The sequence below is a fragment of the Phaeovibrio sulfidiphilus genome (assembly GCF_014861485.1).
Classification (GTDB): Bacteria; Pseudomonadota; Alphaproteobacteria; order Rhodospirillales; family Rhodospirillaceae; genus Phaeovibrio; species Phaeovibrio sulfidiphilus.
In genome coordinates this window covers 302,087-315,593 of record NZ_JACZHT010000001.1, presented here as the reverse complement: position 1 = coordinate 315,593, position 13,507 = coordinate 302,087, and the positions used below count along the sequence as shown (strand labels likewise).

Sequence of the window (13,507 nt, the reverse complement as noted above, 5' to 3'; positions counted from 1 at the left end):
CAGCGTGTGTCGCCTGCCTGCTGGCAGCCCCGGGTGTGTCGCCGGGAGAGCGCTCCGCGGTCCGGGTCCGGTCCCGCCGGGCCGGTGAGTGGCAGGCGGGACGGGTCCGGTGTGGCGCGCCGGGTCAGGCGGCGCCGGCGTCCGGCTCCAGGGGATCCGGTCCCCAGGCGTTGGGCCCGGAGGTGCCGCGGGTGCACCACCAGATCAGCAGAACGATCGGGCCGACCACAGGAATGAAGCTCAGGAGGAACCACCAGCCCGACCTTCCTCCATCGTGCAGTCTCCGGACCGCTGCGCTCATGAACGGGATGAACATCACAAGGAGCGCAAGGAGATAAAGGACAAGCAGCCCAACCCCGCCGCCGTCGGGGTCGGCGGCGAACTGGGCGGTTTCCGGATCGAACTGCACCTGGCTGGCCATGGCCGGCACCAGCAGAACGAAGTACAGCGCGGTGTTGACCAGGCAGAGGAACAGATAGAACCACCAGAATTCGGAACGGGATGCCCGTCCCCGGAAGGTGAAAAACTTCTTCAGGCCCTGTTTGACAGCGGGAATAAACTCCATTGCGGATGTCCTCCAGAGAGTTGTTGGGAAGTTCAGCGGAATCCGGAGAGGTCCGGTCCCAAAAAAAGGGGAGCGCGGCTGGCGCTCCCCCCGGTATCAGTGTGTGGTGCCGCAGGCGCAGTCGCTCGCGGGAGCGGCGCCCCAGCGGTTGGGGCCGGCCGTGCCGCGGGTGCAGTACCAGATGAACAGAAGAATCGGGCCGATGACCGGCACGAAGCTCCAAAGAAGGTTCCAGCCCGACTTGCCCACGTCGTGCAGGCGACGCACCGACACGGCCAGACTCGGCAGGAAGAAGACCAGGGCGATCAGGCCCATGGGCGCCCAGTCGACGGCCGCGAGCGCCGCCTGAACCGACGGGTCCGACGCGCCACGATTGAGGGTCAGCGCCAGCGCGGCCGTGCTGCGCATGGTGAACATGTGGAACACGAAGCTCGACAGGCCGACGTACAGTGCCATGAACCACCAGTACTCGGACCGGGGTGCCCGGCCGCGGAACGTGGCGTACTGGATAAAGCACGAGTGGATGGCATCGGTAAAACGCATGGTGGGGTTCCCGTTAAGATGACAATTTTGTCATTCTGTCAAAATTGGGGCAGTATTACAACCTCAATACACGCAAAGCGCTAATCGTACACTCCTGTGGTGTGAAACGGGCTGAATGCCTCCCCCTGGAAGGGGCCGGGACTCCGGGGTGTCCGGGGGCGCGGACGCCGCCGGTGCGCGGCCGGAGCTCGCCCGTGGGTGCAGAGCGCACTGTGGTGCACCCCGGCAGAGCACGGCGACCGCCGGGGAAGGCGGGGGTAGGTCATTGGCTCCCGGGGGTGCGGGCCAGGCCGGGTGCGGGCGCCACCGCTGTGGCCCCCTCTGGGGTCCGGCGCCCCGGTGGGGGGGCGCCCCGGGCCGCCCCGGGGGCCGCGTCTCCCCACAGCCCTGCGACGCCCTCGCCCCTCCCGTCTGCCCCCGCGCCCCGGCACGCCGTCCGCTCGGGGCCCCGCCGGGTAAGCGCACAAAAGCCCTTGCCATCGGGGCAAAAATAGTGCACCTAATCGCCCTTTCCGATGTCGTGTGCGCGGCCCGGCTTTCGTGGCCGGACCTGAAGACGGGTGCGGTATCCCGCTCCCCCGCCGGCCTGTGCGGCCGCCGGGGCGGCGTTCCTTTTGCGCTTGACGCGATCCGGGTGCACCCCTATAGTGCGCGCCTTGTCGGTCAATGGCTGCAGGACGGTCGAGGCGTGTAATTTGCCGGAACCCCTGGACGCGTTGGTCGATGTATGCTTTCCGGCTTTGCCGGTCTTTTGACGGTGTCTGTTCGAACGCGGGCCTCTCGGGGCCGTTCACTTTCACCGGAATAATCGCACTGTCGCGAAGTCTCGCCGCTCGGGCGAATCCGCCCGGCTAACCGTGGTGCGGATTCGGGACGGGGCGTATTTGCATAACCTCGTGTTCCCCGCATTTCTCAGCCGGAGCACGCACTGGATAGAGACCTTTGAAAAGGGACGTTTGATGCCGACGATCAATCAGCTCATCCGCAAGCCTCGTCAGGGCGTGGGTAAGCGCAACAAAGTGCCCGCCATGCAGGCCTGTCCGCAGAAGCGGGGCGTTTGCACCAGGGTTTACACCACGACTCCGAAGAAGCCGAACTCGGCCCTTCGTAAGGTTGCGCGTGTGCGACTGACCAACGGGTTTGAGGTCACGAGCTACATCCCCGGCGAGGGGCACAACCTCCAGGAACACTCGGTGGTCATGATCCGCGGGGGCCGCGTGAAGGACCTTCCCGGTGTCCGCTATCACATCATTCGCGGTGTTCTGGATACCCAGGGCGTCAAGAATCGTCGCCAGCGTCGTTCCAAGTACGGCGCCAAGCGTCCGAAGTAAGGGGAAGTAAAGTATGTCTCGTCGTCGCGCAGCAGTTAAGCGTGATGTTCTGCCGGACGCGAAGTTCGGCGACGTCGTCGTCGTCAAGTTTATCAATTCGGTCATGCTCCAGGGCAAGAAGGCCGTTGCTGAGAAGATCGTGTACGGAGCTTTCGACAAGATCCAGGCCAAGACCGGCCAGGATCCCCTGAAGCTCTTCCACGAGGCTCTGGACAACGTGAAGCCTTCCGTCGAGGTGCGTTCCCGTCGTGTCGGTGGTGCGACCTACCAGGTCCCCGTCGAAGTCCGTGCCGACCGCCGTCAGGCTCTGGCCCTCCGCTGGATGATCGACTCGGCGCGCAAGCGCTCCGAGACCACCATGATCGACCGTCTGGCCGGCGAGTTCCTGGACGCCTCGAACAATCGTGGCGGCGCGGTCAAGAAGCGGGAAGATACCCATCGCATGGCCGAGGCCAACAAGGCCTTCAGCCATTACCGCTGGTAACGGTGTTTTTCGGATTTGGATGAGAGAGTAAGCGGATGAAGCGCGACACCCCGTTGGAGCGGTACCGGAATATCGGCATCATGGCCCACATTGATGCCGGTAAGACGACCACGACCGAACGTATTCTGTATTACACCGGTAAGTCCCACAAGGTCGGCGAGACCCATGATGGCGCAGCCACCATGGACTGGATGGCCCAGGAACAGGAACGCGGCATCACGATCACGTCGGCCGCGACGACCGCGTTCTGGAAAGACCACCGGGTCAACATCATCGACACGCCGGGACACGTGGACTTCACCATTGAGGTGGAGCGCTCCCTGCGGGTTCTGGACGGCGCCGTGGCGGTGTTCGACTCCGTCGCCGGAGTCGAGCCCCAGTCCGAGACGGTCTGGCGCCAGGCAGACAAGTACGCTGTGCCCCGCATGTGCTTCATCAACAAGATGGACCGCATCGGTGCCAACTTCTACCGCTGCGTAGACATGATCTCCGATCGTCTGGGTGCCCAGCCGCTTGTGATCAACATTCCCATCGGATCCGAGTCGGATTACGCGGGTGTGGTCGACCTGGTGACCATGAAGGCCATTGTCTGGCTCAGCGAGGAAGCGGGGGCTCCGTTCGAGGAGCGCGAGATCCCGGCCGACCTGAAGGACAAGGCCGCCGAGTACCGCGAGAAGCTCATCGAGATCGCCGTCGAGGCGGACGATGAGGCCATGGAAGCCTACCTTGAGGGTAACGAGCCGGACGAGGCCACTCTCCGCAAGTGCATCCGCAAGGGCACCATCGCCCGCATGTTCGTGCCGGTGCTCAACGGCTCCGCGTTCAAGAACAAGGGCATCCAGCCCATGCTTGACGCCGTCGTTGCCTACCTGCCGTCCCCGCTGGACGTCCCGGCCATCAAGGGCGTGAAGCCCGGCACCGAGGACGAGGTCACGCGTCCCTCCTCGACCGAGGAGCCCTTCGCGGCTCTGGCGTTCAAGATCATGAACGACCCGTTCGTGGGCTCGCTCACCTTCACCCGCGTCTACTCGGGTGTCCTGGAGAGCGGTTCCTACGTCCAGAACACGGTCAAGGAAAAGCGCGAGCGTATCGGTCGTATGCTGCTCATGCATGCGAACAACCGCGAGGAAATCAAGTACGCGGCGGCGGGCGACATCGTGGCTCTGGTGGGTCTGAAGGACACCACCACCGGTGACACGCTGTGCGATCCGGTGCACCCGGTCATTCTGGAGCGTATGGACTTCCCCGATCCCGTGATCGAGGTGGCCGTCGAGCCGAAGACCAAGAGCGACATCGAGAAGATGGGCGTGGCCCTGTCGCGTCTCGCGGCCGAGGATCCGTCCTTCCGCGTCACGTCCGACCCCGAGAGCGGCCAGACCGTCATCAAGGGCATGGGCGAGCTGCACCTCGAGGTTCTCGTGGACCGCATGCGTCGCGAGTTCAAGGTGGACTGCGCTGTCGGCGCGCCGCAGGTGGCGTACCGCGAGACCATCTCGAAGCCGTTCACCGTGGACTACACCCACAAGAAGCAGACGGGCGGTTCCGGCCAGTTCGCGAAGGTGACCATCGAGTTCACCCCGCTTGAGCCGGGCGCCGGTTACGAGTTCGAGAGCAAGATCATCGGTGGCTCGGTTCCCAGGGAGTACATCCCGGGCGTCGAGAAGGGCCTTGCGTCCGCCATCGACACGGGCGTCATCGCGGGCTTCCCCGTGACCGACCTGAAGGCCACCCTGACGGACGGCGCCTACCACGACGTCGACTCCAGCGTGCTGGCGTTCGAGATCGCGGCCCGCGCCGCGTTCCGCGAGGCCATGCCGAAGGCGGGTCCGAAGCTGCTCGAGCCGATCATGAAGGTCGAGGTCGTCACCCCCGAGGACTACATGGGTGACATCATCGGCGACCTGAACTCGCGTCGCGGCAACGTGTCCGGAATGGACCAGCGGGGCAACGCGCGCGTGATCACGGCCTCCGTGCCGCTGGCGTCGATGTTCGGCTATGTGAACACGCTGCGTTCCATGTCCCAGGGACGCGCACAGTATACGATGCACTTCGATCACTACGCCGAGGTGCCCAACAACGTGGCCGAGGAAATCAAGGCCAAGCTTGCCGGCTGAGGCCAGGCTTCCGAGGACGGAGAAAAGAGTAATGTCGAAAGAAAAATTTGAGCGCAGCAAACCGCACTGCAACATCGGCACCATCGGTCACGTTGACCATGGCAAGACGACGCTGACCGCGGCGATCACGAAGGTTCTCTCGGAGGCCGGCGGTGCCGAGTTCCGGGGCTACGACATGATTGACAAGGCTCCCGAGGAGCGCGCCCGCGGCATCACGATCTCGACCTCCCACGTGGAGTACGAGACGGCGAACCGCCACTACGCGCACGTCGACTGCCCGGGTCACGCGGACTACGTGAAGAACATGATCACCGGTGCGGCGCAGATGGACGGCGCGATCCTGGTGGTGTCGGCGGCCGACGGCCCGATGCCCCAGACCCGCGAGCACATCCTTCTGGCCCGTCAGGTCGGCGTTCCGGCCCTGGTGGTGTTCCTGAACAAGTGCGACATGGTTGACGACGAGGAGCTCCTGGAGCTGGTCGAGCTCGAGGTTCGCGAGCTTCTGTCCTCGTACGACTTCCCGGGCGACGATATCCCCATCGTGAAGGGTTCGGCTCTGGCGGCTCTCGAGGGCACCAACGACACCCTGGGCCGTGACGCGGTCATGAGCCTGATGGCGGCGGTCGACTCCTACATTCCGCAGCCGGAGCGTCCGAAGGACAAGGCGTTCCTGATGCCGATCGAGGACGTGTTCTCGATCTCGGGTCGTGGCACGGTTGTCACCGGCCGTGTGGAGCGTGGTGTTGTGAAGGTGGGTGAGGAAGTCGAGATCGTCGGCATCCGCGACACCCAGAAGACCACCTGCACGGGTGTTGAGATGTTCCGCAAGCTGCTCGACCAGGGCGAGGCGGGCGACAACGTGGGTATCCTGCTGCGTGGCACGAAGCGCGACGACGTGGAGCGCGGTCAGGTCCTGGCGAAGCCGGGCTCGATCACCCCGCACACGAGCTTCAAGTGCGAGTGCTACATCCTGACGAAGGAAGAGGGTGGCCGTCACACGCCGTTCTTCTCCAACTACCGCCCGCAGTTCTACTTCCGCACGACGGACGTGACGGGCACCATCGAGCTGCCGGAAGGCATGGAGATGGTGATGCCGGGCGACAACGTGGCCATGGTTGTGAACCTGATTGCCCCGATCGCCATGGACGAGGGCCTGCGCTTCGCCATTCGCGAGGGCGGTCGCACGGTCGGTGCCGGCGTTGTTGCATCCATCGTGAAGTAAGTGTATACAGGCGCCCGCCCCTCTCGCTCGTGAGGGGGGCGGTTTCCTTTTTCTGTTGTTTGAAGCTGTACAGAGCCACGCAAGTCTGGATCGGACAAGGACCATGATGGACAACCAGAATATTCGCATCCGCCTGAAGGCATTCGATCACCGGGTGCTCGATCAGTCGACCCGGGAAATTGTTTCCACCGCCAAGAGGACGGGTGCACAGGTTCGCGGGCCGATCCCGCTGCCGACTCGCATTGAGAAGTTTACCTTGAACCGCTCGCCGCATATCGATAAAAAGTCCCGCGAGCAGTTCGAAATCCGTACCCACAAGCGGCTTCTGGACATCGTCGATCCGACGCCCCAGACCGTTGACGCGCTGATGAAGCTCGATCTTGCCGCCGGTGTGGACGTGGAAATCAAGCTCTGACAATCAACTACGCCATTCTTGAGTGAGGATCTCGGACATGCGTTCCGGTCTTATTGCCCAGAAGGTGGGGATGACCCGCCTGTTCAAAGAAGATGGCGCTCATGTGCCCGTCACCGTCCTGAAGGTTGACTCCTGTCAGGTCGTTGCCGTTCGCACCTCTGAGAAGGACGGCTACACAGCCGTTCAACTTGGGGCCGGCGCTGCTAAAGTCAAACGAACCTCGAAAGCCATGCGTGGCCACTTCGCGAAGGCGAAGGTGGAGCCGAAGCGCAAGGTCGTCGAGTTCCGTGTTTCCGAGGAGTGTCTCCTGGAGCCGGGTGCCGAGCTGTCTGCCGAGCACTTCCTGGTCGGCCAGAAAGTGGACGTCTCCGGTATTTCCAAGGGCCGCGGCTTCCAGGGCGTCATGAAGCGCCACAACTTCCGTGGTCTGGAAGCGACCCACGGTGTCTCCATCTCCCACCGCTCCCACGGTTCGACCGGTCAGTGTCAGGATCCGGGCCGCGTGTTCAAGGGCAAGAAGATGGCTGGCCACATGGGCGACGTGCGCGTCACCCAGCAGAGCCTCACCGTTGTCGCGACCGACGCCGACCGCGGCCTGATCATGGTCAAGGGGTCCGTCCCCGGGGCCGAGGGCTGCTGGCTGGAAGTCCGCGACGCCGTCAAGGTGAAGAAGCCGGAAGGTCTGCCCATGCCTGCGGGTCTGAAGGCTGTGGCTGGTGCCGCGCCTGCTCCCGAATCCAGCGCCGTCGAAGGGGAGTAAGGGGCAATGAAACTTGAAGTGAAAACTCTGGACGGCAAGAGCGTCGGCGAGATCGACCTCCCCGAGTCCGTCTTCGGTCTTCCGGTGCGCGCGGACATCCTGCAGCGCATGGTTCGCTGGCAGCTGGCGCGTCGCCAGGCCGGCACCCACAAGACCAAGGGCATTTCCGAGATTTCGGGAACCACTGCGAAGCCCTTCAAGCAGAAGGGTACGGGTCACGCCCGTCAGGGCTCGAAGCGCTCCCCGCAGTACCGCGGCGGTGCGACCATCTTCGGTCCCGTTGTGCGCTCCCACGCCCATGACCTGACGAAGAAGTTCCGCAAGCTCGGTCTGAAGACCGCGCTGTCTGCGAAGCTTGCGGCGGGCAAGGTCGTTGTCCTCGAGGATCTGGTGTCCGAGAGCGGCAAGACCCGCGATCTGCTGGCCCAGGTCAAGGCGCTCGGTCTGGAGAAGGCCCTGTTCATCGGCGGCAACGAAGTGGACATCAAGTTCGCTCTCGCCAGCCGGAACATCCCCACCATCGACGTGCTGCCCCAGCAGGGCGCGAACGTCTATGACATTCTCCGTCGCGACACCCTTGTCCTGACGAAGGAAGCCATCAAGCACCTTGAGGAGCGCCTGCAATGACCGGCGAAAAGCGCATTATCAGCGACGAGAGAGCGTTCGATATCATTCGTTCGCCTCTGGTGACCGAGAAGACGACCCTGTTCGGCGAGTTCGGCCAGGTGGCGTTCAAGGTGGCTCTCGAGGCGAGCAAGCCCGAGATCAGGGCCGCCGTCGAGCAGCTCTACAAGGTGAAGGTGACTGCGGTCAACACGATCCGTGTCAAGGGCAAGACGAAGCGTTTCCGCGGCAAGATGGGCAAGCGCTCCGACTACAAAAAAGCCGTTGTGACCCTGGCCGAAGGGCACAGCATCGACGTGACGACGAGGATCTAGTCCAATGGCTCTCAAGCGTTATAATCCGACAACGCCCGGTCAGCGCGGCCTGATCCTTGTGGATCGCTCCGACCTGTACAAGGGCAAGCCGGTCAAGGCGTTGACCGAAGGTCTGAACAAGACCGGCGGACGCAACAACCACGGCCGCACCACCTCCTGGAACCGTGGCGGCGGCGCCAAGCGCCGTTACCGCATCATCGACTTCAAGCGCAACAAGTTCGACGTGGTCGGCACTGTGGAGCGTCTGGAGTACGATCCCAACCGCACGGCGTTCATCGCTCTGGTGAACTACGAGGACGGCGAGCAGGCGTACATCATCGCCCCGCAGCGCCTCCAGCCCGGTGACCACGTTGTGGCCTCCGAGCGTGCGGACATCAAGCCGGGCAACGCCATGCCCATGAAGAACATGCCGGTCGGGACCATCATCCACAATATCGAGATGAAGCCCGGCAAGGGTGCTCAGATCGCCCGCTCGGCTGGCTGCTATGCCCAGCTGATCGGTAAGGATGGCGGCTATGCGCAGCTGCGTCTGTCCTCGGGCGAGCTCCGCCTGGTGCGTGGCGAGTGTCTCGCCACCGTCGGTGCGGTGTCCAACCCGGACAACCAGAACCAGGACCTGGGCAAGGCGGGCCGCAATCGCTGGCTTGGCCGTCGCCCGCACGTCCGCGGCGTCGTGATGAACCCCGTCGACCACCCGCATGGTGGTGGTGAGGGCCGGACCTCGGGCGGTCGCCACCCGGTTACACCGTGGGGCAAGCCGACCAAGGGCAAGCGGACCCGCAGCAACAAGAAGACCGACAGTCTCATCATGCGGTCCCGTCATCTCGCCAAGAAAAAGCGCTAGGAGTTAACCTGTGGCTCGTTCTGTTTGGAAAGGTCCGTTTGTTGACGGATACCTCCTTGTCAAGGCCGAAAAGGCACGCTCCTCCGGTCGTAACGAGGTTATCAAGATCTGGTCTCGCCGCTCGACCATCATGCCGCAGTTTGTCGGCCTGACGTTTGGCGTGTACAACGGCCAGAAGTTCATTCCCGTTCTCGTGTCCGAGCAGATGATCGGTCACAAGTTCGGTGAGTTCGCGCCGACCCGGACCTACTACGGTCACGCGGCCGACAAGAAGGCGAAGAGGAAGTAAATATGGGCAAGGCAGCAAAATCGCGTCGGCTTGCCGACAACGAGGCCCGTGCCGTCACGAAGATGATTCGCACAAGCCCGTATAAACTGAACCTCGTCGCTGAGCTGATCCGCGGCAAGTCCGCCGGCGCCGCCCGCACGACCCTCGCGTTCTCGCGTCGTCGTATTGCGGCCACGGTGCTGAAAACCCTGGACTCGGCGATCGCAAACGCCGAAAACAACCACGGGCTGGATGTGGACTCGCTGATTGTCACCGAAGCCTATGTTGGCAAGGCCCTGGTCATGAAGCGCTGGCACGCCCGCGCCCGTGGCCGCGTGGGACGCGTCGAGAAGGCGTTCAGCAATCTGACCATTGTCGTGCGTGAAGTCGAGGAGTCGGCATAATGGGACAAAAAGTCAATCCGATCGGTCTTCGACTCGGGGTTAACCGGACCTGGGATTCCCGCTGGTTCGCAGGCAAGGACTACGCGAAGCTCCTCCACGAGGATCTGAAGCTGAAGTCCTTCCTGAAGAAGAAGCTCTCCGGTGCCGGCGTCTCGCAGATCACCATCGAGCGTCCCGCCAAGAAGGCGCGCATCACCATTCACACCGCGCGCCCGGGCGTGATCATCGGCAAGAAGGGTCAGGACATCGAGACGCTCCGCAAGGAGCTCTCGAAGATGACGGGCGGGGAAGTCTCCCTGAACATCGTCGAGATCCGCAAGCCGGAGCTGGACGCGAAGCTGGTGGCCGAGAACATCGCCCAGCAGCTGGAGCGCCGTGTGGCGTTCCGTCGCGCCATGAAGCGTGCGGTGCAGAACGCCATGCGTCTTGGCGCGCAGGGCATCCGGATCAACTGCGGCGGCCGTCTGGGCGGTGCGGAGATCGCGCGGACCGAGTGGTACCGCGAGGGTCGCGTGCCCCTGCACACGCTCCGCGCTGATGTGGATTACGGTACGGCCTCGGCTCACACGACCTACGGCGTGTGCGGTGTGAAGGTCTGGGTCTTCAAGGGCGAGATCATGGAACACGATCCGATGGCCCTGGACAAGCGCGCCCAGGATCAGGGCCGCTAAGGGATGAGGATGGGATAACATGCTTTCTCCGAAGCGTACAAAATTCCGCAAGCAGCACAAAGGCCGCATTCATGGCTTGGCAAAAGGCGGAACAAGCCTTAACTTCGGCGCCTACGGCCTGAAGGCCCTGGAGCCGGAGCGCATCACCGCCCGTCAGATCGAGGCGGCGCGCCGGACGATCACCCGCTTCATGAAGCGTCAGGGTCGTCTCTGGATCCGCATTTTCCCGGACGTTCCGGTGTCGCAGAAGCCTGCCGAGGTCCGCATGGGCTCCGGTAAGGGTTCGCCGGAGTTCTGGGTGGTGCGTGTGAAGCCGGGCCGTATCATGTTCGAGCTCGACGGCGTTCCCGAGGATATCGCCCGCGGGGCATTCGAGCTTGCGGCGGCCAAGCTGCCGATCAAGACGAAGTTTGTAACCCGTATTGGGGAGGTCTGAGTAGATGACCGATATCGGTGACGTCCGCTCCAAAACGGACGCTGAGCTCAAGGCACTGGTCCTTGATCTCAAGAAAGAGCAGCTTAACCTGCGCTTCGAAAAGGCGAACGGGCAGCTCGAGAACACGGCGCGCTTTCGCGCGATCCGCCGCGAGATTGCTCGCATCAGAACGGTTCAGACGGAGCGGAACGCCGCTTCGTCGGTCCAGGGCGCGTAAGAGGACACACAGCCATGCCGAAGCGCATACTCCAGGGGGTCGTGGTTAGCGACAAGCAGGACAAGACGGTCGTCGTTAAGGTCGAGCGTCGTTTCCGTCACCCCATCTACAAGAAGTTTATCAAGCGCTCGAAGAAATTCGCCGCGCATGATGAAAACAACCAGTTCAAGGAAGGCGATCTGGTCCGCATTCGCGAATGCGCGCCCATTTCCCGTCGCAAGAGCTGGGAAGTCATTCTGGAAAACGCGGAATAGGACCAGCCGGGCCCGGCATCGGGGCCAGTTGGTAACCATCCGTGAGTAAAAGGACCTAAATAAATGATCCAGATGCAGACGCGGCTTGACGTCGCCGACAACTCTGGCGCACGCCAGGTTCAGTGCATCAAGGTGCTTGGAGGTTCCAAGCACATGATTGCCGGGGTCGGTGACATTATCGTCGTCTCCGTTAAGGAAGCCATTCCGCGCGGCAAGGTGAAGAAGGGTGACGTGCATCGCGCCGTCATCGTCCGCACCGCGAAGGAAATCCGCCGTCCCGACGGCACCTCGATCCGTTTCGACCGGAACGCGGCCGTTCTGCTGAACAAGCAGAACGAGCCCATCGGAACCCGTATCTTCGGCCCGGTCGTCCGCGAGCTTCGCGCCAGGAAGTTCATGAAGATCATCTCGCTGGCTCCGGAGGTGCTGTAAATGTCCGCTGCCAAAATTAAAAAGGGCGACCGCGTTGTCGTCCTCGCCGGTCGCGACAAGGGGCGCAAGGGTACTGTTCTGAAGGCGCTTCCGAAAGAGGATCGCGTCGTCGTTCAGGGTGTGAACCTTGTGAAGCGTCACACGCGCCAGGACCGGACCTCGGAGGGTGGCATCATCGAGAAGGAAGCTCCGCTTCACGTCTCGAACGTTGCTCACGAGGATCCGAAAGATGGCAAGCCGACCCGTGTCGGCTTCAAGACGCTTGAGGACGGCACCAAGGTGCGCTTCGCCAAGCGTTCCGGCGAAATCATCGATAAGTGAGGCGTCCGACGATGGCTAGACTTAAGGAACACTATCGGTCCGTCGTCAAGGCGCAGCTGATGGAGAAGTTCGGGTACAAGAACATCATGGAAGTGCCCAGACTGGAGAAGATCGTCATCAACATGGGTGTTGGTGAGGCTTCCCAGGACCGCAAGCTGATCGAGGGTCCGCTGAACGACATGACGGCCATTTCCGGCCAGCGTCCTGTCATCACGCGCGCCCGGAAGTCCATTGCGGGGTTCAAGATCCGCGAGAACATGATTGTCGGCTGCAAGGTCACCCTGCGCAGCGACCGCATGTACGAGTTTCTTGACCGTCTGGTGAACATGGCACTGCCGCGCGTCCGCGACTTCCGCGGCGTCAACCCGAAGAGCTTCGACGGGCGTGGCAACTATGCTCTGGGCCTGAAAGAGCAGATCGTCTTCCCCGAAATCGACTACGATCGTGTCGACAAGGTCCGGGGCATGGACATCATCATCTGCACCAGCGCGAAGACCGATGACGAGGCGCGTGCGCTTCTCGCGGCTTTCGACATGCCCTTCACGAAGTAAGCGCGGGAGAAACACTATGGCAAAGACGTCTGCCGTTGAGCGCAACAAGAAGCGCGAATACATGGCGAAGAGAGACGCCGCCAAGCGCGCTGCTCTCAAGAAGATGGTTATGGACAAGAGCGGGGCTCCGGAAGAGCGTTTCGAGGCCGCGCTGAAACTGGCGAAACTTCCCCGCAACGGCGCCCGCATCCGCGTGCACAACCGTTGTGAGCTGACAGGCCGTCCGCACGGCGTGTACCGCAAGTTCCGCCTGGGTCGTGTCGTGCTGCGTGATCTGGCCAACCAGGGTCAGATTCCCGGCATGGTCAAGTCGAGCTGGTAAGGGGAGGGCGAAGTTATGGCATTGTCTGATCCTATCGGCGATATGCTGACCCGTATCCGCAACGGCCAGCGGGCTCGCAAGAGCTCGGTCATGTCCCCGGCCTCCCAGCTTCGTGCGGGTGTCCTGGACGTGCTGGTCCGCGAGGGCTACATCCGCGCCTGGGAGAAGGTCGAGGTCCGCAAGGGCATCGCCGAGCTCCGCGTCGAGCTGAAGTACCACGAGGGCGAACCCGTCATCCGTGAGATCGCCCGCGTTTCGACGCCGGGCCGTCGGGTTTACTCCGGGATCAAAGACCTTCCGAAGGTCTACAACGGTCTTGGCATCTCGATTTTGTCGACCCCGCGGGGCGTGATGAGCGACCACGAAGCTCGTCAGGCCAACGTGGGCGGCGAAGTCCTGTGCCGCGTGTTCTAAG

The 13,507-nt window shown here is 62.8% G+C and carries 22 protein-coding genes; 20 read left to right on the top strand and 2 right to left on the bottom strand.

Translation table 11 applies throughout. The annotated features are described in order from the left end of the window. Positions 1-124: 124 nt before the first annotated feature. Together IHV25_RS01350 and IHV25_RS01345 are read right to left on the bottom strand one after the other, a co-directional pair. Positions 125-565, bottom strand: coding sequence for a DUF805 domain-containing protein (locus IHV25_RS01350; RefSeq protein WP_192533171.1), 441 nt, complete (start codon positions 563-565; stop codon positions 125-127). Positions 566-661: 96 nt separating this feature from the next. Further along, positions 662-1,108: a DUF805 domain-containing protein gene (locus IHV25_RS01345; protein ID WP_192533170.1), complete on the bottom strand. Its 447-nt coding sequence runs from the start codon at positions 1,106-1,108 to the stop codon at positions 662-664. Between the two features lie 959 nt (positions 1,109-2,067). Here IHV25_RS01345 and rpsL point away from each other — a divergent pair. The 20 genes from rpsL (at position 2,068) to rpsH (ending at position 13,506) form a co-directional block, all read left to right on the top strand. Next, a complete protein-coding gene (gene rpsL / locus IHV25_RS01340) occupies positions 2,068-2,439 on the top strand; it encodes a 30S ribosomal protein S12 (RefSeq protein ID WP_192533169.1) in 372 nt (123 codons plus the stop codon). Between the two features lie 13 nt (positions 2,440-2,452). Beyond that, a complete protein-coding gene (gene rpsG, locus IHV25_RS01335) occupies positions 2,453-2,923 on the top strand; it encodes a 30S ribosomal protein S7 (RefSeq protein WP_192533168.1) in 471 nt (156 codons plus the stop codon). Between the two features lie 35 nt (positions 2,924-2,958). Next, positions 2,959-5,037, top strand: a complete 2,079-nt coding sequence (fusA, locus tag IHV25_RS01330) for an elongation factor G (RefSeq protein ID WP_192533167.1) — start codon at positions 2,959-2,961, stop codon at positions 5,035-5,037. A gap of 31 nt (positions 5,038-5,068) precedes the next feature. Further along, a complete protein-coding gene (gene tuf, locus IHV25_RS01325; RefSeq protein ID WP_192533166.1) occupies positions 5,069-6,259 on the top strand; it encodes an elongation factor Tu in 1,191 nt (396 codons plus the stop codon). Between the two features lie 106 nt (positions 6,260-6,365). Further along, positions 6,366-6,674: a 30S ribosomal protein S10 gene (gene rpsJ, locus IHV25_RS01320; protein ID WP_192533571.1), complete on the top strand. Its 309-nt coding sequence runs from the start codon at positions 6,366-6,368 to the stop codon at positions 6,672-6,674. A 37-nt stretch (positions 6,675-6,711) separates the two neighbouring features. Further along, positions 6,712-7,434, top strand: a complete 723-nt coding sequence (gene rplC, locus IHV25_RS01315) for a 50S ribosomal protein L3 (RefSeq protein ID WP_192533165.1) — start codon at positions 6,712-6,714, stop codon at positions 7,432-7,434. Between the two features lie 6 nt (positions 7,435-7,440). Then, complete coding sequence (rplD, locus tag IHV25_RS01310) at positions 7,441-8,061, top strand: 50S ribosomal protein L4 (RefSeq protein WP_192533164.1); 621 nt, start codon at positions 7,441-7,443, stop codon at positions 8,059-8,061. Further along, entirely contained in the window at positions 8,058-8,372 is a 315-nt protein-coding gene (locus IHV25_RS01305) for a 50S ribosomal protein L23 (RefSeq protein WP_192533163.1), read from the top strand. Before rplD ends, IHV25_RS01305 begins: the two co-directional genes overlap by 4 nt. 4 nt (positions 8,373-8,376) lie before the next feature. Further along, positions 8,377-9,216 carry a 50S ribosomal protein L2 gene (gene rplB, locus IHV25_RS01300; protein ID WP_192533162.1) on the top strand — a complete coding sequence of 280 codons (840 nt, stop codon included), beginning with the start codon at positions 8,377-8,379 and terminating at the stop codon, positions 9,214-9,216. Between the two features lie 10 nt (positions 9,217-9,226). After that, positions 9,227-9,505 (top strand): 30S ribosomal protein S19, encoded by a 279-nt coding sequence (rpsS, locus tag IHV25_RS01295; protein ID WP_192533161.1) that lies wholly within the window; start codon positions 9,227-9,229, stop codon positions 9,503-9,505. A 2-nt stretch (positions 9,506-9,507) separates the two neighbouring features. Then, the gene (gene rplV, locus IHV25_RS01290; protein ID WP_192533160.1) at positions 9,508-9,888 is read left to right on the top strand and encodes a 50S ribosomal protein L22; all 381 of its coding nucleotides are present in this window, start codon (positions 9,508-9,510) and stop codon (positions 9,886-9,888) included. Then, positions 9,888-10,559 carry a 30S ribosomal protein S3 gene (rpsC, locus tag IHV25_RS01285; protein ID WP_192533159.1) on the top strand — a complete coding sequence of 224 codons (672 nt, stop codon included), beginning with the start codon at positions 9,888-9,890 and terminating at the stop codon, positions 10,557-10,559. The genes rplV and rpsC overlap by 1 nt, the downstream gene beginning before the upstream one ends. A gap of 19 nt (positions 10,560-10,578) precedes the next feature. Beyond that, complete coding sequence (gene rplP, locus IHV25_RS01280; RefSeq protein ID WP_192533158.1) at positions 10,579-10,995, top strand: 50S ribosomal protein L16; 417 nt, start codon at positions 10,579-10,581, stop codon at positions 10,993-10,995. 4 nt (positions 10,996-10,999) lie between these two features. Continuing rightward, complete coding sequence (gene rpmC, locus IHV25_RS01275; RefSeq protein WP_192533157.1) at positions 11,000-11,212, top strand: 50S ribosomal protein L29; 213 nt, start codon at positions 11,000-11,002, stop codon at positions 11,210-11,212. Between the two features lie 14 nt (positions 11,213-11,226). Beyond that, the gene (gene rpsQ, locus IHV25_RS01270) at positions 11,227-11,466 is read left to right on the top strand and encodes a 30S ribosomal protein S17 (protein ID WP_192533156.1); all 240 of its coding nucleotides are present in this window, start codon (positions 11,227-11,229) and stop codon (positions 11,464-11,466) included. A 63-nt stretch (positions 11,467-11,529) separates the two neighbouring features. Further along, on the top strand, positions 11,530-11,898 hold the full coding sequence (gene rplN / locus IHV25_RS01265; RefSeq protein ID WP_192533155.1) for a 50S ribosomal protein L14: 369 nt from the start codon (positions 11,530-11,532) through the stop codon (positions 11,896-11,898). Next, positions 11,899-12,219 carry a 50S ribosomal protein L24 gene (gene rplX / locus IHV25_RS01260; protein WP_192533154.1) on the top strand — a complete coding sequence of 107 codons (321 nt, stop codon included), beginning with the start codon at positions 11,899-11,901 and terminating at the stop codon, positions 12,217-12,219. Positions 12,220-12,230: 11 nt separating this feature from the next. After that, the gene (gene rplE, locus IHV25_RS01255; protein WP_192533153.1) at positions 12,231-12,770 is read left to right on the top strand and encodes a 50S ribosomal protein L5; all 540 of its coding nucleotides are present in this window, start codon (positions 12,231-12,233) and stop codon (positions 12,768-12,770) included. Between the two features lie 16 nt (positions 12,771-12,786). Then, positions 12,787-13,092 carry a 30S ribosomal protein S14 gene (rpsN, locus tag IHV25_RS01250; RefSeq protein WP_192533152.1) on the top strand — a complete coding sequence of 102 codons (306 nt, stop codon included), beginning with the start codon at positions 12,787-12,789 and terminating at the stop codon, positions 13,090-13,092. A 15-nt stretch (positions 13,093-13,107) separates the two neighbouring features. Next, entirely contained in the window at positions 13,108-13,506 is a 399-nt protein-coding gene (gene rpsH, locus IHV25_RS01245) for a 30S ribosomal protein S8 (RefSeq protein ID WP_192533151.1), read from the top strand. Position 13,507: the final 1 nt, after the last annotated feature.